General features: G+C 53.8%; 25 protein-coding genes. 5 read left to right on the top strand and 20 right to left on the bottom strand.

What is annotated here, in order from left to right; translation table 11 throughout:
* Positions 1–1,067, bottom strand: a 1,067-nt coding sequence (locus tag PKO01S_RS15330) for a class I SAM-dependent rRNA methyltransferase (protein ID WP_407669655.1), incomplete at its 3' end; no start/stop codon positions are given.
* A gap of 332 nt (positions 1,068–1,399) precedes the next feature.
* On the opposite strand from PKO01S_RS15330, the gene PKO01S_RS15325 reads away from it, so the two are divergent.
* Complete coding sequence (locus PKO01S_RS15325; protein WP_127532317.1) at positions 1,400–2,365, top strand: Na/Pi cotransporter family protein; 966 nt, start codon at positions 1,400–1,402, stop codon at positions 2,363–2,365.
* On the opposite strand, the gene deoC is transcribed toward PKO01S_RS15325, so the two are convergent.
* From deoC to prmA, 6 genes are read right to left on the bottom strand one after another with little or no spacing between them, the layout of a single operon-like run.
* Positions 2,298–3,023, bottom strand: a complete 726-nt coding sequence (deoC, locus tag PKO01S_RS15320; protein WP_127532316.1) for a deoxyribose-phosphate aldolase — start codon at positions 3,021–3,023, stop codon at positions 2,298–2,300. The genes PKO01S_RS15325 and deoC overlap by 68 nt on opposite strands.
* Positions 3,016–3,456: an NUDIX hydrolase gene (locus tag PKO01S_RS15315; protein ID WP_127532315.1), complete on the bottom strand. Its 441-nt coding sequence runs from the start codon at positions 3,454–3,456 to the stop codon at positions 3,016–3,018. The genes deoC and PKO01S_RS15315 overlap by 8 nt, the downstream gene beginning before the upstream one ends.
* A gap of 35 nt (positions 3,457–3,491) precedes the next feature.
* On the bottom strand, positions 3,492–4,874 hold the full coding sequence (gene mtaB, locus PKO01S_RS15310) for a tRNA (N(6)-L-threonylcarbamoyladenosine(37)-C(2))-methylthiotransferase MtaB (RefSeq protein ID WP_127532314.1): 1,383 nt from the start codon (positions 4,872–4,874) through the stop codon (positions 3,492–3,494).
* Between the two features lie 3 nt (positions 4,875–4,877).
* Positions 4,878–5,642 (bottom strand): RsmE family RNA methyltransferase, encoded by a 765-nt coding sequence (locus PKO01S_RS15305; RefSeq protein WP_127532312.1) that lies wholly within the window; start codon positions 5,640–5,642, stop codon positions 4,878–4,880.
* 50 nt (positions 5,643–5,692) lie between these two features.
* A complete protein-coding gene (locus tag PKO01S_RS15300; RefSeq protein WP_127532310.1) occupies positions 5,693–6,397 on the bottom strand; it encodes a site-2 protease family protein in 705 nt (234 codons plus the stop codon).
* 6 nt (positions 6,398–6,403) lie between these two features.
* Positions 6,404–7,402 carry a 50S ribosomal protein L11 methyltransferase gene (gene prmA / locus PKO01S_RS15295; protein ID WP_127532308.1) on the bottom strand — a complete coding sequence of 333 codons (999 nt, stop codon included), beginning with the start codon at positions 7,400–7,402 and terminating at the stop codon, positions 6,404–6,406.
* Positions 7,403–7,630: 228 nt separating this feature from the next.
* Between prmA and PKO01S_RS15290 the strand changes: the two genes are divergently transcribed.
* The 3 genes from PKO01S_RS15290 to PKO01S_RS15280 are packed head-to-tail and all read left to right on the top strand — an operon-like array spanning position 7,631 to position 9,592.
* Complete coding sequence (locus PKO01S_RS15290; RefSeq protein WP_127532306.1) at positions 7,631–7,999, top strand: GntR family transcriptional regulator; 369 nt, start codon at positions 7,631–7,633, stop codon at positions 7,997–7,999.
* Positions 7,999–8,895: an ABC transporter ATP-binding protein gene (locus tag PKO01S_RS15285; RefSeq protein ID WP_127532304.1), complete on the top strand. Its 897-nt coding sequence runs from the start codon at positions 7,999–8,001 to the stop codon at positions 8,893–8,895. Before PKO01S_RS15290 ends, PKO01S_RS15285 begins: the two co-directional genes overlap by 1 nt.
* 1 nt (position 8,896) lies before the next feature.
* On the top strand, positions 8,897–9,592 hold the full coding sequence (locus tag PKO01S_RS15280; protein WP_127532302.1) for a hypothetical protein: 696 nt from the start codon (positions 8,897–8,899) through the stop codon (positions 9,590–9,592).
* Between the two features lie 97 nt (positions 9,593–9,689).
* On the opposite strand, the gene PKO01S_RS15275 is transcribed toward PKO01S_RS15280, so the two are convergent.
* From PKO01S_RS15275 to PKO01S_RS15260, 4 genes are all read right to left on the bottom strand, one after another.
* Entirely contained in the window at positions 9,690–10,616 is a 927-nt protein-coding gene (locus PKO01S_RS15275; RefSeq protein ID WP_127532300.1) for an alpha/beta hydrolase, read from the bottom strand.
* A 32-nt stretch (positions 10,617–10,648) separates the two neighbouring features.
* Positions 10,649–11,272 (bottom strand): TetR/AcrR family transcriptional regulator, encoded by a 624-nt coding sequence (locus PKO01S_RS15270; RefSeq protein WP_127532298.1) that lies wholly within the window; start codon positions 11,270–11,272, stop codon positions 10,649–10,651.
* 193 nt (positions 11,273–11,465) lie between these two features.
* Complete coding sequence (locus PKO01S_RS15265) at positions 11,466–11,678, bottom strand: hypothetical protein (protein WP_127532296.1); 213 nt, start codon at positions 11,676–11,678, stop codon at positions 11,466–11,468.
* A complete protein-coding gene (locus PKO01S_RS15260; RefSeq protein WP_127532294.1) occupies positions 11,678–11,839 on the bottom strand; it encodes a YfhD family protein in 162 nt (53 codons plus the stop codon). Before PKO01S_RS15260 ends, PKO01S_RS15265 begins: the two co-directional genes overlap by 1 nt.
* 240 nt (positions 11,840–12,079) lie before the next feature.
* Between PKO01S_RS15260 and PKO01S_RS15255 the strand changes: the two genes are divergently transcribed.
* Positions 12,080–12,811, top strand: coding sequence for a suppressor of fused domain protein (locus PKO01S_RS15255; protein ID WP_127532292.1), 732 nt, complete (start codon positions 12,080–12,082; stop codon positions 12,809–12,811).
* Positions 12,812–12,897: 86 nt separating this feature from the next.
* Here PKO01S_RS15255 and dnaJ read toward each other — a convergent pair whose 3' ends face one another.
* From dnaJ to spoIIP, 9 genes are all read right to left on the bottom strand, one after another.
* Positions 12,898–14,034 carry a molecular chaperone DnaJ gene (dnaJ, locus tag PKO01S_RS15250; RefSeq protein ID WP_127532290.1) on the bottom strand — a complete coding sequence of 379 codons (1,137 nt, stop codon included), beginning with the start codon at positions 14,032–14,034 and terminating at the stop codon, positions 12,898–12,900.
* 129 nt (positions 14,035–14,163) lie between these two features.
* Entirely contained in the window at positions 14,164–16,002 is a 1,839-nt protein-coding gene (gene dnaK / locus PKO01S_RS15245) for a molecular chaperone DnaK (RefSeq protein WP_127532288.1), read from the bottom strand.
* Between the two features lie 58 nt (positions 16,003–16,060).
* The gene (gene grpE, locus PKO01S_RS15240) at positions 16,061–16,630 is read right to left on the bottom strand and encodes a nucleotide exchange factor GrpE (RefSeq protein WP_127532286.1); all 570 of its coding nucleotides are present in this window, start codon (positions 16,628–16,630) and stop codon (positions 16,061–16,063) included.
* Between the two features lie 74 nt (positions 16,631–16,704).
* The gene (hrcA, locus tag PKO01S_RS15235) at positions 16,705–17,736 is read right to left on the bottom strand and encodes a heat-inducible transcriptional repressor HrcA (protein WP_127532284.1); all 1,032 of its coding nucleotides are present in this window, start codon (positions 17,734–17,736) and stop codon (positions 16,705–16,707) included.
* A 157-nt stretch (positions 17,737–17,893) separates the two neighbouring features.
* The gene (locus PKO01S_RS15230; RefSeq protein WP_407669654.1) at positions 17,894–18,361 is read right to left on the bottom strand and encodes an N-acetyltransferase; all 468 of its coding nucleotides are present in this window, start codon (positions 18,359–18,361) and stop codon (positions 17,894–17,896) included.
* A 482-nt stretch (positions 18,362–18,843) separates the two neighbouring features.
* On the bottom strand, positions 18,844–20,013 hold the full coding sequence (gene hemW / locus PKO01S_RS15225; RefSeq protein WP_127532282.1) for a radical SAM family heme chaperone HemW: 1,170 nt from the start codon (positions 20,011–20,013) through the stop codon (positions 18,844–18,846).
* 103 nt (positions 20,014–20,116) lie between these two features.
* Positions 20,117–21,934 carry a translation elongation factor 4 gene (gene lepA, locus PKO01S_RS15220; protein ID WP_127532280.1) on the bottom strand — a complete coding sequence of 606 codons (1,818 nt, stop codon included), beginning with the start codon at positions 21,932–21,934 and terminating at the stop codon, positions 20,117–20,119.
* A gap of 95 nt (positions 21,935–22,029) precedes the next feature.
* Positions 22,030–22,461: a hypothetical protein gene (locus tag PKO01S_RS15215; protein WP_127532278.1), complete on the bottom strand. Its 432-nt coding sequence runs from the start codon at positions 22,459–22,461 to the stop codon at positions 22,030–22,032.
* Between the two features lie 54 nt (positions 22,462–22,515).
* Positions 22,516–23,832, bottom strand: coding sequence for a stage II sporulation protein P (gene spoIIP, locus PKO01S_RS15210; RefSeq protein WP_127532276.1), 1,317 nt, complete (start codon positions 23,830–23,832; stop codon positions 22,516–22,518).
* Between the last annotated feature and the right edge of the window lie 84 nt (positions 23,833–23,916).

Genomic DNA, 23,916 nt, shown 5'->3' with positions numbered 1-23,916 from the left:
GGCGGGTCCAGTACGACGACGTCCCACGTGCGCCCGCCGCCTGCCGCAAGCTTCTTCGACGTGTCGACTTTGCCGCCGTCTTCGCGGTTAACTGCCGCACGAATGGAACGGTCATCTACACCTTTGGCCTGCTGGCGCAAATATTCGAACGCGTCTGCTACGACGAACTCGACTCGGTCCTCGAAGCCATTACGCGCAACGTTACGGCGAGCCGTCTCAATCGCATGTTCCGAGATGTCGAGGCAAGTCACCTTCTTCGCGCCATACTTGCACGCATGCAGCGTGAAGCTTCCTGTATGCGCGAAGCACTCCAGCACCGTTGCACCGTCCCAGTATGGGAACGTAACTTCTTTGCCGTTAGCATTAACCGGTACGCGTCTCGTGCCCGCTTCATCCGTCACGTCCTGAAGCATGATGCCGCTGCGGCCTCCCCACCCCTTCATGAGCGGAGCAGTAGATGCCCGGTTCTCGCGCTGGTCGAAGAAGTAGCCTGTCTTCTGCCCTTCTACGATGTCAACCTCCAGCTTCAATCCATTCTCCGAAATTTCGACGATCCGAGGGCAGTCCCCGTATAATACGCCCGTACGCTGCTCCAGCCCTTCCAGCGAGCGAACACCAACGTCACTGCGCTCGTAAATGCCCTGTGGCGCGAATACGTCAGTCAGCGCTCGCACGATCGCATCCCGCCGTACATCCATGCCTAGCGTCAAAATCTGTACGACCAGCACGCCGCCGAACCGGTCGACGACCAGTCCTGGAAGGAAGTCGGCTTCTCCGTACACAAGACGGCAGTCCCTATCCTCCACGAACCGGCTCCGGTGTTCGGCACACCGCTCGAAACGTTCGCGGAAGAACGACTCGTCCATCTCGGCGTCCGGCGAATAGCCGATTACTCTCACTGTAATTTGCGAAGACGGATTCCAGAAGCCGCTCGCCAAATATTTGCCTTGATGATTGGCGATATCGACGACGTCGCCTGGCTTCGCTTCGCCCTCCATTCGGTCAATCTCGCTGGCATACACCCATGGATGGCCGTCTTCCAGCCTCTTCTTTCGATTCTTGCTCAAAATAATAGTAGCCCGTTTCACCCAACCCGTTCCTTTCTGTTCCGTAATCCGCTACCAATACATATCGCTGTATAGGCAACGTAACCTGTTTCAGTCTTATGTAAAATGATGCCCAAAACCTTCCATAGCGACCTATTTGACTCGTCCCAATAGCTGTTGTGACACAAAAAGTGATGCAGCAGCATCCTACCGCGCCGCTACCATCCACCATGTGCTGTAGAAGCCTTAGGCTACCGCCGTTGCTGCCTGGCATTCTTGTCCCAAACTGCGCATAAGGATAAGGATGAGCTTGGCTTACGGCCAGCTTAATGCTTTCGGAAGGAGCTGTACGAATGTTCCATACGATCATCGTTCCGCTTGTCCTCGGCTTTGCGGTATTTATGGCTGGCATGAAGCTGATGGAGATGGCGTTGAACCGTTGGGCCGGCCCATACCTGTCGGGCGTGTTGCGCCGGTTCACTGCGACGCCGCTGCATGGCCTTGCGACGGGCACTGCAACAACGGCGGTGCTGCAGAGCAGCACCGCCGTTACCGTTCTCTCGATCGGCCTCGTTAACGCAGGCCTTATGACTTTTTCGCGCACGCTAGGCATCGTCCTCGGCACGAACATCGGCACTTGTCTGACGACCGAGCTGATCGGACTTCAGATTGGCCGCATAGCTGTGCCACTATTGTTCGCCGCATCAGCAGCCTGGCTGCTTACTGCAACTGCTGGCGAAATGCGGCTCCTCGCATGGAGCCGGGCTGAACCGATGCTCCAGCCTGTCCGGCTGCTAGCTGTTGCATCCGCAGGCTTCGCACTCATTCTGATCGGCATTACGACGATGCAGTCAATCGGCCCAGCCATGCAATCGAGCGATATGTTTCAATGGTTTCTAACCCAATCGAAGAGCAGCATTCTATGGGGCGTCGCTGCAGGCACGCTGCTCACAGCAGCCGTCCATAGCAGCGCGGCGGTCATTGGCATCATCATGGGGATGTCGGCGATCGGTGCAATGCCTCTTGAAGTTAGCGTAGCCGTCGTGCTCGGCGCGAACATCGGCACCTGCTTCACTGCCGTCCTCGCCGCGATTGGCTCAAGTAAAGCAGGCCGCTATGTAGCCTTATCACACGTCGTTCTTAACGTCGCTGGAGCGATGCTCTTCCTGCCGCTGATCCCCCTGCTGGCCAATCTATCGGCAGCGATAAGCGACACTCCTGCTTCACAGATCGCGCATGCGCAAACGATTTTTAATATTGCGTGCTCGCTCCTGGCGCTTCCGCTCTGCTACTTGCCTGCGCTGCGGCTGAACCGTTGACGATAGCAATGCCTGCGCTCGTACCAAGCCGGGTCGCGCCTGCATTGAGCATAACAATCGCCGTCTCCCGGTCGCGAATGCCTCCAGAAGCCTTCACGCCAATTTCCGAAGATACAGATGCGCGCATAAGCCGAATATCCGCTTCCGTCGCACCGCCAGCCCCGAATCCGGTCGACGTCTTCACATAGTGGGCGCCGGCCGCTTCCGCGACTCGGCATGCTTCCGCCTTTTGTTCGTCGCTTAACAGGCCGGTCTCGAGAATAACCTTCACGATCGCGCTTCCTTCTACCGCACGGACTACAGCGCCAATGTCGTAGTTGACGACGCCGTAACGTCCGTCCAGCAATGCACCGACCGGAAGCACCATATCGATCTCCGAAGCGCCCTCATCGACCGCTTCAGCCGCTTCGAACGCTTTGACTTTGGTCGACATCGCGCCAAGCGGAAACCCGACAACCGCGCTTACGGCCACGTTCGATCCGGCAAGCTGCTCCTTGCAGTAAGAAACCCAAGAACCGTTCACACAGACGCTGTAAAATTGATGTTCCAATGCTTCGCGGCACAATTTCTCAATGTCCGTGCTCGTTGCACCCGGCTTCAGCAGCGTATGGTCGATGAACCGGGCGATGTTTTTATCCGGCGTCCACAGCTCAGGCATTGCCTTCGACCTCCAAGCCAAGCAGCTTAAGCGCGCCTGCCAGGATTCGGTCGTTGTTGTCATAGCCGGATGCCTTCTGCTTGCGCCATGCTTCCTCTGGCGTAAACCAATCGACGCCGCGAATTTCTTCCACCTGCGGCTGAAGCGAGCCGCCGATCGCTTCGACGAGATAATAATGGACTTCCTTATCGACGATCCCTTTGGAATCGTGCTTATATTGATATTTGATTTGATCGATTGGCTTGATGATGGTGCCGACCATACCGGTCTCTTCCACAATTTCACGAAGCGCCGTCTGCTCGACAGTCTCGCCCGGCTCCATCTTGCCTTTCGGAAGCGATACTTTGCCGTACCGGTCCTGAATCAATTGAATTTGCAGCGTATTGTCCTCGGTGCGACGGTATACGACGCCTCCGGCCGATATTTCTTTCATGCTCGGCACTCCTCTCAAGGTTATCGAATGACCAATTACAGCGCCTTCGCCTCTGGCACAATGGCTTGTGCTTCATGGCGTGCGGACGCCGTAGTGGAATCGAGCACACGAACGAGCTGTCCGCGGCATTCATTCACACCGGCTTCTGTAATTTTAACCCGGCACAGCTGCCCAACTAACTCTTCGGAGCCATCGAACACGATCTGCAAATAGTTGTCCGAATAGCCCATAACGAAGCCCGTGCCTGGTGCGCCTTTATAATCCCGTTCCGGAATGACGTCGACGACTTCGCCGACCCATTGCTTGGCATAAGAAAGCTGCATCTGCTCCGACAGATCGATCAGCTTATGAACGCGGTCGTTCTTCACTTCCTCGTCCACCTGATCCTCCATACGCGCGGCAGGCGTTCCCGTCCGTTTGGAGTACGGGAATACGTGCATCTCCGAGAAACCGATTTCCTTCATGAAACGGAAGCCTTCCTCGAACATTTCGTCCGTCTCGCCAGGGAAACCGACGATAACGTCCGTCGTAATCGCAACGCCCGGCATTGCCTCGTGAAGACGCTTGATCTTCGCTGCGAACTCTTCGGTCGTATACTTGCGGCGCATCCGCTTTAATACGGAGTTTTCGCCTGCTTGCAGCGGGATATGCAGATGGCGGCACATTTTGCTCGAACGGTTCAGTACGTCGATCATCTTGTCGTCGATCTGGCTCGCTTCGATCGAGCTGATCCGGATGCGCTCCAGACCGTCCACTTTATCGAGATCCCACAGCAAATCGGCCAGCTTGTAATCCTCCAGATCGTCGCCGTAGCCGCCCGTATGAATGCCCGTCAGAACGATCTCCTTGAATCCCGCAGCAACGAGTTGATGAGCCTGCTCGATAACGCTCTTCGGATCGCGGCTGCGCGACAGACCGCGCGACCACGGAATAATGCAGAACGTGCAGAAGTTGTTGCAGCCTTCTTGAATCTTAAGGAATGCGCGCGTACGGTCGGCGAAGTCCGGCACGTCCAGCTCTTCGAATTCCCGCGTCTTCATTATGTTGCGCACTGCATTGACCGGTTGGCGGTCCGATTGAATCTGTCCGACAAAACCAAGCAGCTTGTCGCGGTCCTGCGTACCGATAACAAGGTCAACGCCTGGAATCGCCATAATCTCAGCAGGCGAAGTCTGCGCATAGCAGCCCGTTACCGCGATAACGGCGTCCGGGTTGCGGCGCACGGCGCGGCGGATAATCTGGCGGCTCTTCTTGTCGCCCGTATTGGTAACGGTACATGTATTGATGACATAAACGTCGGCTGTCCGCTCTTCAAAATCGACCTGCTCATAGCCGGCGTTCTTGAACAGCTGCCACATCGCTTCTGTATCGTAAAAGTTAACTTTGCAGCCCAAGGTGTAAAATGCGACTGATGGCATTGCTTAATTTCCTCCCATTTCTCCGGATTCGTACAGCAGCGCCGTCAGCGCGACGAAACCTGCTGTCTCCGTACGCAATATGCGTTTGCCCAAGCCGACGACAACAGCGCCTGCCGTGCGGGCATCCTCCGCCTCTTTGTCTGTAAAGCCGCCTTCCGGCCCTACCACAACGAGTGCTCGGACGTCACGGCGGTTCTTCAGCGGCTCCAATGCGCCGCGCAAGCCCCCGCCTGTGCCGGCTCTTCCTTCTTCCTCATAGCAAAACAGCACCAAGTCGTAGTCCCCCATCATGCCGAGCAGCTGTTTCCAGCTTGCTGGCTTGACGATGTCGGGAACACGACTGCGATGCGCCTGTTCTGCTGCTTCCTTGGCGATTTTCGCCCAACGTTCGAGACGCTTCGCTTCCTTCTTGGCGTCATACTGGACGATCATCCTCTCCGATTCGAACGGAATGAACGCATACGCGCCGATCTCCGTCCCCTTCTGGATGATGAGCTCCATCTTGTCGCCCTTCGGCAAGCTCTGCGCGATCGTAATCTGCCAAGCTGGTTCTCGATCTGCGGAGAGCTGCTCCACGATCGTCCCTTCAACCCGGTCGGAAGAGACGGCACTCGCCTTGACGAGCGCCTCCCGCCCCTTCCCGTCGCTTGCTATGAATGAATCGCCGGCGCGCATGCGCATGACGCGGCTTGCATGATGCGCGTCATCGCCAAGCAGCACGACCGAGTCGTCCCCGTACTGCTCTACCGGCACGAAATATCTTTGCATCGCTCTAACCACACTTTACGAAAGTTCCAAACCTCATCTTAACACGTTCACTAGCTCAAATCTATGAAGAACTGGTACCAGTCCATTCGTTTCGTGAATATGTTTTCGCATATCTCCGCGATGTTGATGAAAATATCGCCGGAGTAGCCCAGCACCTGATCGATCGTGACAGCCCGTAGCGGCGGAATGAATACGAGCAGAAGGAACAAATAAGCGCCCCAATGTTCGTGCTGCTCCAATTGAAGCCGAGTCCGGTATGGAAGCAGATTTTTGATAATCCCGTATCCATCAAGCGGCGGAAGCGGAATCAAGTTGAACAGGAACAACGTGATGTTCAGGAAAATCAAATAATAAAACTGATGGACGAGCGCCTTATATACGCCAACTGAACCGGCTTGCAGCAGACCCGTTTGATTCAGCAAATAGACCAAAAATACGCAGATGATGACAAGTAGGAGATTGCTGATCGGCCCGGCTGCCGTCACCGCGATGCTCATCAAGCGCGGCTTGCGAAACCGGTTCGGGTTGTACGGAACCGGCTTCGCCCACCCGAAGCCCGCAAGCAAAATCATGATGGTACCGAGCACATCCAGATGCGCACGCGGATTCAAAGTCACTCTGCCCGCATCATATGCGGTCCGGTCGCCGAACAAATACGCCGTATAGGCATGCGCCCACTCGTGTACAGCCAGCGACACAGCAAATGCGATAAATATGAAAGGCAAATCCTCGAATGGAAACCAAAAAAAGTTCATCCCGGCCTATTCACCCGCTTTCGGTTTACCTGCGACGAAGGCGATCCAACCGTCTTCGCGGCGGCGGTCGATAATCTCAAAGCCTGACTTCAGTAAGCCTTGTTCGACGACTTCCTCTTTGTTCTCCCAGATGCCCGAGGCAATGTAGATGCCGCCCGGTTTGAGCGCTTCGTATACATCATCGATGAACAACATAATGATCTCGGCCAAGATGTTCGCTACGACAACATCTACCGGCACCGTAACGTTCATCGGACCCGCTTCCGCGCCGCTTTCGTCCTTCGTCTCGCCTTTGATTACGCCGAGCAGGTCGCTCAGACGGACGTCGATGGACTCGGACAAGCCGTTCAGCTTCGTATTCTCCTTGGCGCTGGATACCGCTACCGGGTCGAGATCGACCGCGAGCACCGACTTCGCTCCGAGCTTCATTGCGCCGATGGCCAGAATGCCGGAGCCTGTACCGACGTCGATCAACTCCTCGCCGCCCTTAATGACGGAGTCGAGCGTGCGCAGACAAAGTGCCGTCGTCGGGTGCGTGCCTGTACCGAACGCCATGCCCGGATCGAGATCGATGATGCGCTCGCCTTCGCCCGGCGTATACTCCTCCCACGTCGGACGGATCGTTAGACGCTCGGAGACGCGCATCGGCTTGAAATATTTTTTCCAAGCGTCCGCCCAATCTTCTTCGTCCACCATCTTCAATGACACTTTGAATTCGCCTGGATCGAGATCGAATTCACGCAGCCCCGCAATAAACGGCTGAATCGCTTCCACCAGCGGCTCCATGTCCATCTCTTCGGCGAAGTAGCCTTGAATGACGGCCTCTCCCTCTGGGATGTCGTTGAGCGGACGGTCATACCATTGTCCAAGCCGTGTATCGCGCGGTCTGTTCAGCGAACCGGACTCTTCAATTGCAACGCCGCCGGCGCCCGCCTCATGCAAATAATCAGCTATCGCCTCAACCACTTCTTCACGGGTCGAGATCGTAAGTTCATGCCATTTCACTATCGTTGTCCTCCTAAACGTTGTGCATCATCCTATCCCGCCAAGCGGGACCTCATAGCGACTATTGTAGCACATCTTGGCCTATAAAATCTTCCTGCCCGTCTCAGGCGGCCGCTCCCGTCAGAGGACAAGCAATTTTAGAAATGTATGACGCCGCCCATTGACACCCCTGTTCCTTGGTTATATAGTTAGTTACATGAGTAATTAACCAGTATGGTGGTGAAGCAAATGGGTCCCAGCATGGACGACAACCGCCCGATCTTCGTACAAATCGCAGAGCGGATTGAAGACGACATAATCGAAGGAACATTGTTAGAAGAAGCTCAGGCCCCGTCCACGACGCACATTGCCGCCTTCTATCGCATTAATCCCGCAACGGCAGCCAAAGGCGTTAATTTGCTCGTCGATGAAGGAATTTTGTACAAGAAAAGAGGGATCGGAATGTTCGTAGCGACAGGCGCGAGACAGATCGCGGTCAACAAGCGGAAAGAACAATTCTATGAGCAGTACATCATCACAATGATTCGCGAAGCACAGCGGCTCGGCATCACGACCGATCAGTTGAAGGAAATGATTCAGAAGGGAGAGAGCAATTAATGACACCTATTATCGAGGCCAAAAATTTGACCAAACAGTACGGCGACGTCGTCACGGTAGACCGCGTCAACTTCAAAGTGGAGGAAAATAAAATATACGGCCTGCTCGGCCGCAACGGTGCGGGCAAAACGACGATCATGCACATGCTGACCGCGCAGCAGTTCGTTTCCTCCGGCGAAATCCGCGTGTTCGGAGAACTGCCGTTCGAGAACAACAATGTTTTGGAACGGATCTGCTTCATTAAGGAAAGCCAGAAGTACCCGGACAATTTTACCGTACGCGATGTACTGGACACAGCAGCCGATGTCTATCGGAATTGGGATCGCGCATACGCGCTATCACTCGTGGAGAAATTCGAGCTTCCGCTCAAGCGTCAGGTCAAGAAGCTGTCCCGCGGCATGCTGTCAGCCGTCGGCATCATTATCGGGCTTGCGAGCCGCGCACCGCTGACTATTTTCGATGAACCGTATCTCGGATTGGATGCCGTCGCCCGCCAAATGTTCTATGACAGCCTGCTGGCGGATTATGCAGAGTATCCCCGAACCGTGCTGCTCTCAACGCATCTGATCGACGAAGTCAGCAATCTGCTGGAGCATGTGCTGCTGATTGACGGGGGCAAGCTGCTGATCGATGAAGAAGCCGAGGCGCTTCGCGGCCGTGTCTATACCGTGTCCGGACCGAAAGCAGCTGTTGAGGTATTCGCATCCGGCCGCAAAGTGCTGGACAGTCAATCGCTCGGCGGAATGATCCAGATGACAATAGAAAACGGGCATAGCGATGAGTTGGGCCAAGACGAGGCGGAAGCTTTAGGTTTGTCGGTTACGCCGGTGTCTCTGCAGCAACTGTGCGTCTCCTATATGAAACGGCACACTGTCTCGAATAAGGAGGGGAAATAAGATGAACCGCATTTCTGCAGTCATACGCATGCAGCTTAGGAAGAAGTTGCTTGTCTTCGCAATGCCTTGGCTCATTCTCGGTTCCAGCTTTGTTGTTAACCTTCTGATTGCCATGACAAGTCCAATGCCTGATGGCGAAGGCTTTTATACGGGCGGCATAGCTTCCATATTTGTGTATTTGCTCATACAGGGCATCATCACCCCTATTCAAACCTTTCCCTTCACGCTCGGTCTTGGCATCCACAGATCCGATTATTATTGGGGTACGGCGCTGGCAACAACCTATATCTTGTTCCTGTTCTCGCTCGGCTTATTCCTGCTATCCATCATCGAAGGCACGTGGACCGATCATTGGGGAGTTGATCTCCATTTCTTCGATCTGCCTTATTGGAGCGACGGCTCTCTGCTTAACCGCTGGTGGAATCCGTTCGCGCTGCTGCTCAACCAATTCTGGCTTGGCTTTATGATCAGCAGCTTCTTCAAACGCTTCGGCAAAACAGGCATGCTCATCGCGACGATAGCTTCTATCGTGATCGGTACGCTAGGTCTTTACATCGTTTCGTACCAGAACTGGTGGCCGTCTATCGGCGAGTGGTTCTCGAACCGGACGATGGCCGAAATCACGCTTTGGACGCTGCCTGTAACATTCGTATTCGCTGCGCTCAGTAAGTTGTTTGTTCGACGCACGACGCTATAGTTTTAACTTTCCATTTCCCTACAAGAAAGGGCATTCCCGCAAACCGTCTAGCACGGCTCCGGGAGCGCCCTTTTAACATTAATCGCTAACCTTATGGTTAAGAAGGAACCGGATGCACATGCTTGCGCACGAAATCGCCTGCCATCTCGATCGCAGCTGCTCCTTCCGGAACGATGCCCGCCATCATCTGAAAAGCGCACCACATGTTCGGCCATACTTCGAGCTCTGCTTTTACCCCTGCTTCTCTTGCCCTCTCCGCAAGAAGCTCACATTCGCCAAGCAGCACCTCGTCTGCGCCAACTTGAATGAGAAGGTTCGGAAATCCGCTCAAGTCTGCATCTACTGGCGACAATATCGGATTGCTTACTTCCGATTCGCCCGCGTATGTCTCTGCGCATTGTCGTGAATTTGCAAGTGCGCCAAGCGGATCGGCATCAGCATTCGTAACATAAGTGCTGCTGTCGAACCGGACGAAATCGGTATGCGGGGACATCAGGAAAGCAGCCGCAGGGAGCGGACCCCCAGCATCCCGCAGGGCGAGCAGCGTCGCAAGAACAAGATAACCTCCGACCGATTCTCCGCCAAGTACGATATGCTCCGGCTTATGCCCTTTCTCCAGCAGCCATCGGTATGCCGCTATACAATCGTCATTCGCAGCCGGGAAGCGGTGTTCAGGTGCAAGCCGGTACTCGAATACGAGTACGCGCAGCCCGGATGCTCCCGCTAGACGAGCCGCTAGATCCCGGTGCGTTTCGCACGATCCGCTAATAAATGCGCCGCCATGCATATAGAGAATAATCCCTTCTTGATCAGCCGGTACAGTCGAATCCGATACCCATTCCGCCCGCATGCCCGCCACTGTTGCAGGTTCGGCAATCACGTCGTCCGTCGCCGGCAATTGGCCAATCGAAGCAAGCTGCTGTTCACGAATTTGCAGAACGGTCAGTTGCTGCTGTGCAGCCCCCATCTGCCTTAGAAATGATTTGATCCCATATAGCTGCTCTGCCGTAGACAATTGTTTCATCGCTCATCCGCTCCTTATTGGATATAAGGTGGCTACGTCTGCTCGTTCTGCCCGCCGCGGGCAAGATGATAACCGCTGTGAGCAGCCGAGAACGACTGCTTGAACAAGGTGTCGAACGTCTCGCGTTCGATGTTGAAGCTGCGCGTCCAGGAGTCTGCGAAACAAATGTAACCAAACAAAGGAAGAACGCCGTTAAAAAACTCGCCGACAAGCCTCTCGTTACGGTCGCCATCCGCCCCTTCTAGCCCGTTCATGTCTCGTTCAGCATCCACCAACGTTTCTACGACTCGGTACATAACCGGCTTGTCAGCGTTTTTCTTAAGCGACTCCATGAACAGGACGCGGATTAAATCGGCATTGCGGAGTGCAAAGCCGTAGTAATGGTTGATCCTCCCTTGCAGCGCAAGGGCATCGTCATGTCCGCCCGTATCCGGGCCCGTTCGAAGCAAACCGGTGAATTGGTCGACAAAATCATTCATCAGTACTTCGAGCATTTCGTCCTTGCTGCTGAAATGGTAGTAGATGAGCGACTTCGGCACATTCGCTTCCTTGGCGATCTCATCGATGCGGGAACCCTCGAAGCTCTTATTCGCAAAAAGCTTGACCGCTGCTTGCAATATCCGCTCACGGGCAGCAGGCACATTCGTCCTCCCCATAATCCTTCTCCTTTGTCGAGCAATGGACGACCTTTTTTCTGGAAAATTAATAATTTAGTACTGAATGGTCAGTTCTATAATATCGCAACGAGGATAAGTTGTAAATAGTTGGTTGATTTAAATTGTTATCCCATACAAAAAAGATCGAAGCCCCTTCGGACCCCGATCCTTCCTGCTGTTCTTTAAGTCACCGTCAACTGAACGAATCGATCGGCTCTGCTTCTCCGCCCGTCTGCCGAATGAGATGAAGCGCACGGTCCAGCAAGTCGGGAGCGACTGTCGCCATTATAATTCCGGACGACTCGTCCGTCACCGCGTGCGCACGGAGAAGCTGCAGCTTCAGCGCCGCTTCGCGTGCTCCGGATTCCGCCGTATAGGCGGCACGAATACGAATGCCTTCATCCATTACTGCTCTTTAGCACGGCGGTCAGCCGCTGCCGCTCTTTGCTGAGCTACTTTATCATCTTCGTCCGCAAGCTCCTCCGAGAACTCGACATCTTCATTCTCCGCAATCGGCAATTCACCGAAATTGACGTCTTCCAAGTTGTTTTTTTTCAAATTCACCATCTGTATCATCTCCTCTTGGGCATTCGTTGCGAATTGGATTCAGAGGCTTGGTGCCCGCCTGAAACGATAATAGGATGAACGGTCTCGGCTGGAAATATGCGCTTATGTTCTTTTCCCGAACGTCCCAACCGAAGTGACAGCTATCTTTCGTACAAAAAGTCGATTTTTGTTTACGCCTCCCTTCTTGGCATGTTATTTTATTGATGCATTTATTTACCAATTATCTCCAGAGGAGGCCCTATGAGCAGCCAAGAGCTATCTCCATCCGGACAACCGATCTATAGACACGAAGCGGCAGAGCGGGAATTCGAGCCTGCCTTCGGAGACGCAACCGCAATCGACATTATTTCCCGACACGTAGAGTTACATATTGGCAAAATTCAAGGCGTTTATCATGAAATCGTATCGGATCTCGTCCATATCGACATCATCGTCGTCGCTCCAACTCGAGAACGTAATTTCTACACGCTAGTGACATGCGGCATGAGCAATCTGCCTATGACGGTGCCGCCAGGTGCCGAAGCGTACCGGTACGCGGAACTGATGCTTTGTCTCCCTCCTGACTGGAGCCTGTCCGACGAGGCGTTTAAGAAGGAGGAAAATTACTGGCCTATTCGCAGCTTGAAGACGCTAGCCCGGTTCCCTCACGAATATAATACTTGGCTTTATATGGCTCATACGATTCCAAACGGCAACCCTGCCGAACCTTATGCGGACGGAACGAAGCTCTCAGGCATGGTTTTGTCCGTCCCTTCAACGGTCGAATCGAATAACGATTTTTTCAACCTGACCCTTTCACCGGATAAACAGGTTCGTTTCTACAGTCTCATTCCGCTCTATAACGAAGAAATGGACTACAAGCTTAAGGAAGGAGCAGACAAGCTTTTCGCGAAGCTGGATAAAGCCGGCGTCACGGAGATCGTCAACCCAAAGAGGAAAAATACGTGCGGCAAACGGTTCGGACTGTTCTAACCAAAGTTCTTATCGCACAAAAAGACGCTTCACATGGCGGATAGCCTGTGAAGCGTCTTTTCTATTGCCGTCCTGTAAGCGATACGCTATTCGCCTCGGAAAGCTTTCTTCATCCGTTCGAAAATCGACTCATGATGCTCCTGCTCCGGCTCTTGAGCAGCGCCGTCGCTGTTCAAACCGCCGAATTGGCGGAGCAGCTCCTTCTGCTCGTCGGTCAGCTTGGTCGGCGTGACGATCGTCACTTTGACGTGCTGGTCGCCTGTGCCGTGGCCGCGAAGACGAGGAACGCCTTTGCCCTTCAACCGGAAGTACGTGCCAGTCTGCGTGCCCGCTGGCACCTTCAGCTTCACTTTCTCCGTGAGAGTCGGTACCTCAATCTCATCGCCAAGCGCCGCCTGCGCAAACGTAAGCGGAACCTCGCAATAAATATCGTCGTTCTCACGGTCGAAGAACTCGTGCTTCTTCACGCGGATAACGATATATAAGTCGCCGGATGGGCCGCCGCGCAAGCCGCCTTCGCCTTCACCCGACAGACGGATTTGTGCACCGTCGTCGACACCAGCTGGAATGCGGACGTTGATTCGGCGCTGCTTCTTCACTTTGCCAGCGCCATGGCACGTGCCGCATTTCTCTTTGATCACTTTGCCGGCGCCGCCGCAATGCGTACAAGTACGGCGCGTATTCATACGGCCGAACGGCGTGTTCTGTACAACCTCTTGCTGGCCAGTGCCGCGGCAAGTGGAACAGGTTTCTGGCTTGGTGCCTGCTTTCGCGCCGGAACCGAAGCATGTATCGCAAGATTCGGTGCGGGGAATCGTAACTTCCGTTTCCTTGCCGAACACCGCTTCTTTGAATTCGATCGTCATCGAATACTGAAGGTCGTTGCCGCGCTGCGGTGCGTTCGGATCGCGCCGTCCGCCTCCGCCTCCAAAGAACATGTCGAAAATATCGCCGAAGCCGCCGAAATCGGCGCCTCCGCCGCCCATGCCGCCGAATTGATTCGGATCGACGTGTCCATGACGATCGTATGTGTCGCGCTTCCCAGCATCGCTCAACACGTCATACGCTTCTTTTACTTCCTTGAACTTCGCCTCCGCATCAGCAGCCTTGTTCACGTCTGGATGGTACTGGCGTGCCATCTGGCGGTAAGCCTTCTTTATTTCATCGTCGGATGCACTCTTACCGACGCCGAGCACTTCATAATAATCGCGCTTGTCAGCCAATTCCTCTCACCCCCATGTGGATCATCCACGAGCGCCTTCTTGCGTATATGAACGCAAGGATAGGTCAAAGCCAGGCCACGCCTGACTTTGACCTATCTCCTCTCGCCCGCGAACGGTTGTGGTCTAAGCTTATTTCTTGTCGTCTACGACTTCGTAGTCGGCATCGACGACGTTATCTTTATTAGGACCGGCATCGCCAGCCGCGCCTTCCGGCGCTTCTTGACCCGCTTGTGCACCAGCTTGCTCATACAGCTTCACGGACAGCTGTTGTACAACTTCTGTCAGTGCTTCTACCGCTGCATTGATTTCTTCAAGCTCCTCGCCTTCAAGCGCCTTCTTCACGCGCTCTTTAGCTTCTTCCGCTTTCGCGATTTCGGCTGCATCCACTTTGTCGCCGAGATCTTTCAGCGTCTTGTCAACCGTATATACGAGCTGATCCGCGTTGTTTTTCGCTTCTACGAGATCTTTGCGTTTTTTGTCTTCTTCCGCATGAAGCTCAGCGTCTTTCATCATGCGTTCAACTTCTTCATCGCTGAGACCGCTCGAAGATGTAATCGTGATCTTCTGGCTCTTGCCCGTGCCTTTATCGAGCGCCGATACGTTAACGATACCGTTCGCATCGATGTCGAACGTAACTTCGATTTGCGGTACGCCACGCGGAGCGAGCGGGATGTCGCCGAGCGTGAAGCGGCCAAGCGTTTTGTTGCCGGCAGCCATTTGGCGCTCGCCTTGCAGGACGTGGATCTCAACGCTAGGCTGATTGTCAGCATACGTCGAATAGACTTGCGACTTGCTTGTCGGAATCGTCGTGTTGCGGTCGATCATTTTCGTAAATACGCCGCCAGCCGTTTCGATACCAAGCGACAGTGGTGTTACGTCGAGCAGTACGACGTCTTTGACGTCGCCCGTCAATACGCCGGCTTGAACCGCAGCGCCGAGCGCTACGACTTCGTCCGGGTTAACGCCTTTGTGCGGCTCTTTACCGATCAATTTCTTAATCGCTTCTTGTACAGCCGGGATACGCGTCGAACCGCCGACGAGAACAACTTTGTCGATTTGTGCAGACGACAGGCCGGAGTCGCTAAGCGCTTGGCGCGTAGGCGCCAGCGTGCGCTCGACAAGGCTAGCAGACAGCTCTTCGAATTTCGCACGGGACAGCGTCAACTCCAAGTGCTGTGGCACGCCGTCAACCATCGTAATGAATGGAAGCGAGATCGTCGTCGTCAAGACGCCCGACAGCTCTTTCTTCGCTTTCTCTGCTGCATCTTTCAGACGTTGAACGGCACCTTTGTCTTTGGACAAGTCCGTGCCATGCTCTTTACGGAATTCCGATACAAGATAGTCGATGATCACTTGGTCAAAGTCGTCGCCGCCGAGACGGTTGTCGCCGCTCGTTGCTTTAACTTCGAAGAACCCGTCGCCCAGCTCAAGAATCGATACGTCGAACGTACCGCCGCCAAGGTCATAGACGAGGATCGTTTGATCTTCGGATTTCTCCATGCCGTAAGCAAGCGCTGCTGCTGTCGGCTCGTTGACGATACGAAGCACTTCGAGACCCGCGATTTTGCCTGCGTCCTTCGTCGCTTGACGCTGGCTATCGTTGAAGTATGCTGGAACCGTAATAACCGCTTGCGTAACCGGTTGGCCGAGGTATGCTTCAGCATCGGACTTCAGCTTTTGCAGAATGATAGCCGAAATTTCTTGTGCCGTATATTCTTTGCCTTCGATTACTTCTTTATGGTTCGTACCCATGTGGCGTTTGATCGACATGATCGTACGGTCCGGGTTCGTAATAGCTTGGCGTTTTGCCGTTTCGCCTACGACGCGCTCGCCGTCTTTCTTAAAGCCTACAACAGAAGGGGTCGTGCGGTTGCCTTCCGGATTCGGGATAACGACTGCCTCGCCGCCTTCCATAACCGCGACGCAAGAGTTCGTGGTACCAAGGTCAATACCGATTACTTTACTCATCGTAATAGCCTCCTCAATAAATGGTTCATATGGTATCGTATCATTCGTGAATGATGATTTAGCTGCTGCTTACTTTAACCATAGCCGGACGAAGGACTTTATCCTTCAGCATGTAGCCTTTCTGAAGCTCCTCCAGAACGGTGCCTTCCTCATGCTCAGAGGATTGCTCCTGCATGACGGCTTGGTGATACTCAGGGTTGAACGGCTCTCCTACGACTTCCATCGGTTTGAGCCCTTCTTGCTCAAGCACTTGGCTGAATTGGCGCGAGATCATGTCGACACCTTTGGAGAGTGCCTCGAAATCGCTGTTCTGCTTCGCTGCCGCAATAGCACGCTCGAAGTTATCGACAACCGGCAGAAGCTGGTTAAGAAGCTTCATCGTCGCATATTGAGCCAGCTCTTCCCGTTCTTTTATCGTACGGCGGCGGAAATTGTCGAAATCCGCTTGCGCTCTTAAGTATCGTTGTTGGTGCTCCTCAACCTGACGCTCGAGCTCAGCGACGCGAGCATCGCCAGCTGTTTCTTCTTGTGCTATGTCAGCTGATTCCATTGTATGTTCCTGTTGCTCTTCTTGATCGACGTTCGTCACGGCCTCTTGCTCCTCCATCATATTGTCATTCGCACTCATCTTGCTCACCTCCTTAACGTTCCCGCCTCGAACCCGGCCGTATGCACGTATGACGGCAATTGCCGTTTAACAGCTTAACGATACCAGCGGGATAACAGCGATGCCATATCCTTCGACACAACGTCGAGCAGACTGATGACTTTCGCATAATCCATTCGAGTCGGTCCCAAAATGCCAATCGTACCCAGTGACTGTCCGTTGATCGCATAAGTAGCTGTAATAACGCTGCAATCGTTGATTGCTTCATGCTTGTTCTCGGTACCAATCCGAACTTGTATGCCGGATTGTGAAGAAGAAAGCATGCGCGACAACGTAGGCGTCTCATCCAACAGATCGAGTATCGTCTTAATTTTATCGACGTCCTTGAACTCCGGCTGCGTCAGCATGTTCGTGGCACCGCCAAGATATATCCGATGCTCATGTTCATCACCGACGGGAAGAGCACGCTCCAACATACCCATGACTTGCTCGTAATGATCGACGTAACGGCTCAACTCTTCCCCAACTTCAGAGTAAAGCTTCGACGTCACCCGCATCATCGGTACACCAGCAAGCTTCGCATTCAATATATGAACCGTCTTCTCCAAGTCCGATATGCTGATTCCTTCCGGCAGCGAAATCGTCCGGTTCTCGACATGTCCGGTATTGGTGACGACGATCGCCACTGCTGTCTCGGCATTCAAAGGTACGAGTTGAAAATGCTTCAAGGAATGATTGATCGACTCTGGCCCAAGCGCAATCGACGTATAATTCGTCATGCTTGCCAGAATCGTGGCCGCCTGCTGCATCACTTGCTCCATCTCCGTCATTCTCTCTGCGAAGAAAGAACGGAAGCTTGTCGCTTCGACAGGACTTACGCCGCCCAGCTTGACCACGTGATCGACATAATAACGGTAGCCTTTGATCGAAGGGATGCGCCCTGCAGACGTGTGGGGCTGCTCCAGAAAACCAAGCTCCTCCAGATCGGACATTTCGTTGCGGATCGTCGCCGGGCTGAAGCCGACGTCGCCGCGCTTAGAAATGCTTCGCGATCCGACGGGTTCGGCTGAACGTATATAATCGTCTACAATGGCTGTCAATATCATTCGTTGTCTATCCGTTAACATTCCGAACCCTCCTCTTGATCTTCCGGCAACGAACCCGCTGCCTTCGACCGTTAGCACTCATTAGCGTCGAGTGCTAATCGTCAATACAAAAATACCAAACCAGCTTGAGCGTTGTCAAGTCGGTTCGGCACTTTGCGCATCATTTCATCGTATTTTGTTAGATCATTTTCAGTACGGCAATTTCATCGCAATTATTCTGCTTAGGACAATTCACGCAATCCGTCCATACTTTCTCCGGGAAAATTTCTTTCTCGACGACCGAGAAGCCGTTCTTCACGAAAAAGTCGACCGCATAGGTGAGCGCCATCACTTTCGTAAGCCCCTGCTCCTTCGCCTGCTCAATCAGCTTATCGACGAGCATGCTTCCGATTCCGAGCCCCTTGTAGCCTTCCGTCATGCCGAGAGAACGAATCTCGACCAAATCTTTGCCAAGCTGGCACAGCGAGCCGCAGCCGACGATCACATCGTCGAGCTCCGCCACGACGAACGTGTCAATCAACCTGTCAAGCGCTTGGCGGCTTCGCGGCAGCATAATCCCTTTCTCCGCGTAGCCTTGTATTAAATGAAATAACGCCTCGACATCGCCTGGCGCCGCCTGCCTGCAGGTTACAACTGCTTGTTTCACGCTCGTCCCCTCCGCTTCTGTGCCGGTCATGAAGTCATTCGCCGTCCGACCACTCAAATAATATGAATAAATATACATCAAAACGAATGATTGCTCAATAGCCAATTTTAAAATTTGACCGCAATCGATTTTTCCGTTCGTTGCATGCTTATCAAGCAGCAGCAAAAAAGGCTGCCCCAGCGTCTTCACAAACAGGGTGAAGTCCCCGAGTGCAGTCCCCGACACAGGCTCAGCCTTGTTTACTCTACATTGAAATTAGACTTTATTGTTTGCAGGGAACGCCGCATTGCATTTCATACAACCCAAAAATGTAGTTAGCGCCCAACACGATTCCACTTTACGATAAAGCGGAATTATCCTTGTATATCTTACAATGAGACACCCCATTGCGGAACGTTCCGAAGGAACCGAAATGCTGGACATGTCTCTTGATCCTTATGAGAGCTAGCAACGATCTATCATTCCCAAGGGGCTCGGAAGCTCTAACTAACGGATGTCGGCAGAACACCGATGAAAGCACCGAACACTTCGTTGCCAAGCGGAATGCCTTTGTCTGTCAGGCGGTAACCTTCACCTGGCTGACCCTGCAGCAGACCTTCCTTCAGGAGACGTTCAAGTTGCGTTCCGAACACTTCTTCTATCGTATGTCCCGGGAATTGGCGGCTGAACGCCTCGCAGCGAACACCCTCCAGAAGCCGAAGGCCGACCATCATAAAATCTTCCATCGCCTCCGCTTCTTCGATCGGAGTCGTATCGAGCCGCGGCAGTCTCGCATTGGCTGCATCGATATAAGGTTGAACGCCTTTAATATTCAAATGCCGCTCGCCCCTTGCGTATCCATGAGCTCCTGCTCCCAATCCGTAATAAGGCTCGTTGCGCCAATACGTCGAGTTATGGCGGCTTTCCATTCCTGGAAGCGCAAAGTTGCTTATTTCGTAATGTTTATAACCAGCTGCTTGCAGCTTGTTCATTACAACCATAAACATCGCAAGCTCTTCTTCTTCCGTTGGAAGAGGCAGCTCATTACGCTCATACAGCTTGTGGAACAGCGTATTCTCCTCTACCTTCAAGCTGTATAGCGAGTAATGGGTCAGTCCAAGTTGCAGCGCCTTATCGACGCTGTCGGACAGTTGCTCGACCGTCTGCTTCGGAAGACCGAACATCAGGTCGATCGACAGATTCGTAAATCCAGCCTTCTTCGCATTCTCGATGCTTCGATACACGTCGTCCGAATTGTGAATGCGTCCGATCCTCTCGAGCAAACCGTTATCGAAAGACTGAACGCCGAAGCTAATCCGGTTCACGCCGCCCGCGTACATGGCTGCCAGCTTATCCGGATCCGTTGTTCCCGGATTAGCTTCCATGCTGAATTCCACGTTCGGCGAGAGCGGGAAGTGATTCCGCACCGACGAGAGAAACCGTTCCATCTGCGGCGGAGTCAGTACGGTTGGCGTACCCCCGCCGACGAATACGGTATCGATGGTGTCCGGCGGCAGCGCGGCGACCGTCTGCTTCATCTCAGATTCGAGCGCATCCAAGTATGCATCGACTGGTTGGCCCTTGAGTACGAACGAGTTGAAATCGCAATAGTGACATTTGTTCGTACAGAACGGGATATGAATGTAAAGCGCTCTAGGCGCGTGCATAAGCATTGGGCATTCGCCCTCCTTGCCAGTTTGCGCAGCAGCTAGTGCCGCACAACCTCTTATATGAGAAAAGACAGGAAGAGCATCGCCCTCCCTGTCAACGGTTAGGTTAGTCTTCGTCGATCTTGAGCACCGCCATGAATGCTTCCTGCGGTACTTCGACGCTGCCGACCTGTTTCATCCGCTTCTTGCCTTCCTTCTGCTTCTCGAGCAGCTTCCGCTTCCGGCTGATGTCGCCACCGTAGCACTTCGCCAATACGTTCTTGCGCATTGCCTTAACCGTCTCGCGCGCGATAACCTTCGTACCGATCGACGCCTGGATCGGCACCTCGAACATTTGGCGAGGGATGAGCTCGCGCATCTTCTCGCAAATCGCGCGGCCGCGGTTATAAGCACGTTCGCGGTGAACGATAATCGACAATGCGTCGACCTGCTCGCCGTTGAGCATGATATCCATCTTCACCAGATTGGACTGTTTGTAGCCAATCATCTCGTAATCGAACGATGCATAGCCTTTCGTACGCGATTTCAGCTGGTCGAAGAAATCATAGACGATTTCGGACAACGGCATGTCGTACGTCAGCGTAACGCGGTTCGAATCCAAATATTCCATATTCACATACTCGCCGCGTTTGCCTTGGCACAATTCCATTATCGTGCCGACATAGTCGTTCGGTACGATAATTTTGGCTTTAACATATGGCTCTTCGACGTATTCGATCTTGCCGACTTCCGGATAGTTCGACGGGTTGTCTATGCGCAGCACTTCGCCGTTTGTCTGCGTCACGTGGTACACTACGCTCGGCGCCGTCGTAATAAGCGGAATGTTGAACTCGCGCTCGATCCGCTCTTGAATAACTTCCATGTGCAGCAGTCCGAGGAAGCCGCAGCGGAAGCCAAAGCCCAGCGCCGTCGATGTCTCTGGCTCGTATTGGAGCGAAGAGTCGTTCAACTCAAGCTTCTCAAGCGCATCGCGCAAGTCGTTGTAGTCTTGCGATTCGATCGGATACAAGCCGCAGAATACCATCGGGTTGATCTTCCGGTAACCCGGAAGCGGCTCCGGCGCTTGACGCTTCGATTCCGTCACCGTATCGCCGACACGCGTATCTTTTACATTCTTGATGCCTGCGACGATAAAGCCTACGTCACCGACCGCCAATTCATCGACGGTTGACATGCGCGGTTTGAACGCGCCAACCTCGATAACCTCGAACTCCGCCCCAGTTGCCATGAACCGGATTTTCTTACCGGCCTTGATGCTGCCGTCCATAACGCGGACGTATACGATTACACCCTTGTAAGGGTCATAGTGCGAGTCGAAAATAAGCGCTTTGAGCGGTTCATCCGGGTTGCCCGTAGGCGCCGGAACTTTCTTCACGACTTCCTCCAAAATTTCCTTGATGCCGATGCCGGCTTTAGCCGATGCCAGAACAGCATCGCTCGCGTCGAGGCCGATTACGTCCTCGATCTCTTGCTTGACCCGCTCCGGCTCCGCGCTCGGAAGGTCGATCTTGTTGATGACCGGCAAGATTTCGAGATTGTTGTCGAGCGCCAAGTATACGTTAGCCAGCGTCTGCGCTTCGATACCTTGCGCCGCGTCGACGACGAGCAATGCCCCTTCGCAAGCTGCCATGCTTCGCGACACTTCGTACGTAAAGTCGACGTGCCCCGGCGTATCGATCAGGTTCAAAATATACTCTTCGCCGTCATCAGCCTTGTAACCGAGCCGTACAGCCTGCAGCTTTATCGTAATGCCGCGTTCTCTCTCCAAATCCATCTGGTCGAGTACCTGCTCCTGCATTTCACGCGAGGAGAGTGCACCCGTAAATTCCAATATACGATCCGCCAACGTCGATTTCCCGTGGTCGATATGGGCGATAATGGAAAAATTTCGTATTTTCTTCTGTCGTTCGCGAACGTCCGCCATGCGTAACCCCCACACCTTTAAGTGCTAACTATATCCCGTTAATTATAGCAGTATTGGTGCAAGGCGGCAACGGACGCTTGTACAGTACCGTCCTGCTAATCCATAATGCCGTCGAATACGGACACGAACAGCTTGATGCCGCCGCTTGACACCGATTGCAGCACGCCGGCAGCCCCGTCGGCAAGTTTGTTCACCGCTGGCTCGCTCGTATCATACGGCACACCCGGCAGCCGCTCCTCCGGAGTATATGGCTGCGCATCGCGCTGCACCGTCTCTTGCTGTTTCGTCCTGCCGGATACAGTACCTGCTTCTACGCTGCCTTCACCCTTCTGGGCTGCATTGCTTCGAACATCCGTTTGTCCGTTCTGCAACGGCTCGAAATTCTCGTTAACGGCGTGCGTCTGCGCGCCTTCCCCTACTGGACCGTACACATTCTCAATTCCGCTGTCCGCCGAATCGAGTCCATAGACGATTAGCAGAGCGATCGCGCCGCCGGCCAGCGCCCATTTCCATCCGTCCCGTCTCATCGATATCCCTTCTTTCCGGCGGCAAAGCGCCGCTAATCGTCATTATCTTACTGTCTAGCTTTCATGCGGAACCGTTGCCCGTTCCGCGTCGCCCCAGTACAATTCAGCAATCACTTTCGCCAGCGCATCCGCAGTGCGGTACGATTCTTCGAGCGTATTATCGACACCGCCGATTTCGATCAACACGCTTCCCGGCGACAACGACTGATTGTACTCCCCGTTGCCATCCTTGGACGTCTTGCCCCATACACCGCGCGAAATGCCGGGATACTTCTCCTCCAGCGCTTTATGAATTTCGGTGGCGAGCTTCTCGTTTTTCTGCCAATTCGGATTTTCCTGTCCGATAATGAAATAGACCTGCGCATAAGACTTGCCGTCGATCGTCGTCGTCGTATACTTCCGCTTCTGGGAATCGCGGTGAATGTCAAATATAAACTTCAATTTGTCGTCTGCCGCTAGCGCATCCTGGACCGTCTTACGAGAATATTTGTAGGACAATACCCATTTATAATTTTTGATTGCCGTCGGGTAATCGGTTTTGGACGTTTCCGCTCCAAGCCCCAGCTCTTCAAGCTTGTCCGCGAGCCGTTGGCCGACGAGTGTAATATTTTGCTTCAGTGAGGTCGGATCGTCTCCGCCGCCTCCGATGACTGGAAACCAAGATTCCCGGTTATGCGAGTGGTAGACAAAGACGACGGGTTCATCCGTCTTGCCAGGTGAATCGGGTGGCGCTGCCGGTTGACCGCCTTCGTCCGGCTGTCCCTCATCCGCCCCCCCGGCTCCCGGTTCTCCACCGGTTCCTTCCACAGCCGGATCATGGCTTCCAACCGAACCAGACCCCTCTGCCGGACTGCCGTCCGGTGTGTCTGTATTCGGTACGAAGCCGCCGTTACCGTTCGAGCCCGAATCCGCTGCCCCTGGAATTGGCGCATGATCTTCCGGACCGACCGCTGTCTCATTGCCTGAGCCGCTGCGGATCAAGAACGGCTCGTCCGTCGTAATGCCAGGCATTTCTCTTGCCAGCAGACTGTGCGGATCGTTCGGATTCACATCCGTGACGAGCCGAAGAAGAAACCGGCTAACTTGCTTAGGAGCCAGTGCCCTGCCCCCCTCTTTCTTCGGCGAGTACGCAGGCACTTCCATTTCTAGCATATCCGAGAAGAACGTCCCCGAAACGTTGGCCGCTACCCCTTTCATCGTCGTCCCGGGAGACGCTGCCGTTCGCTGATGAATCATATCGCCGACGCCAATCGCGACAAAAAAAGCCATGGAACTTACCGACAGCATCGCGAATGTACGACCCGTCACGAGCAGCTGCCTCCATTTGCGGCTGCCTCTGCTCCAGTTGAACGTTAGGATCATTCGTTTCATTCTTGCCCAGCCTCCCTATTACGCTCTTAGACTGTTACTAGCCTATGAGAATTAGAGAACTGGTAGAACCGGGATGCCGAAAAT

This window comes from Paenibacillus kobensis NBRC 15729 (assembly GCF_004000825.1).
In the GTDB taxonomy this organism is placed as follows: Bacteria; Bacillota; Bacilli; order Paenibacillales; family Paenibacillaceae; genus Paenibacillus_T; species Paenibacillus_T kobensis.
Note: the sequence above shows the minus strand (reverse complement) of the source record. Positions and strands in the feature narration are given on the sequence as shown.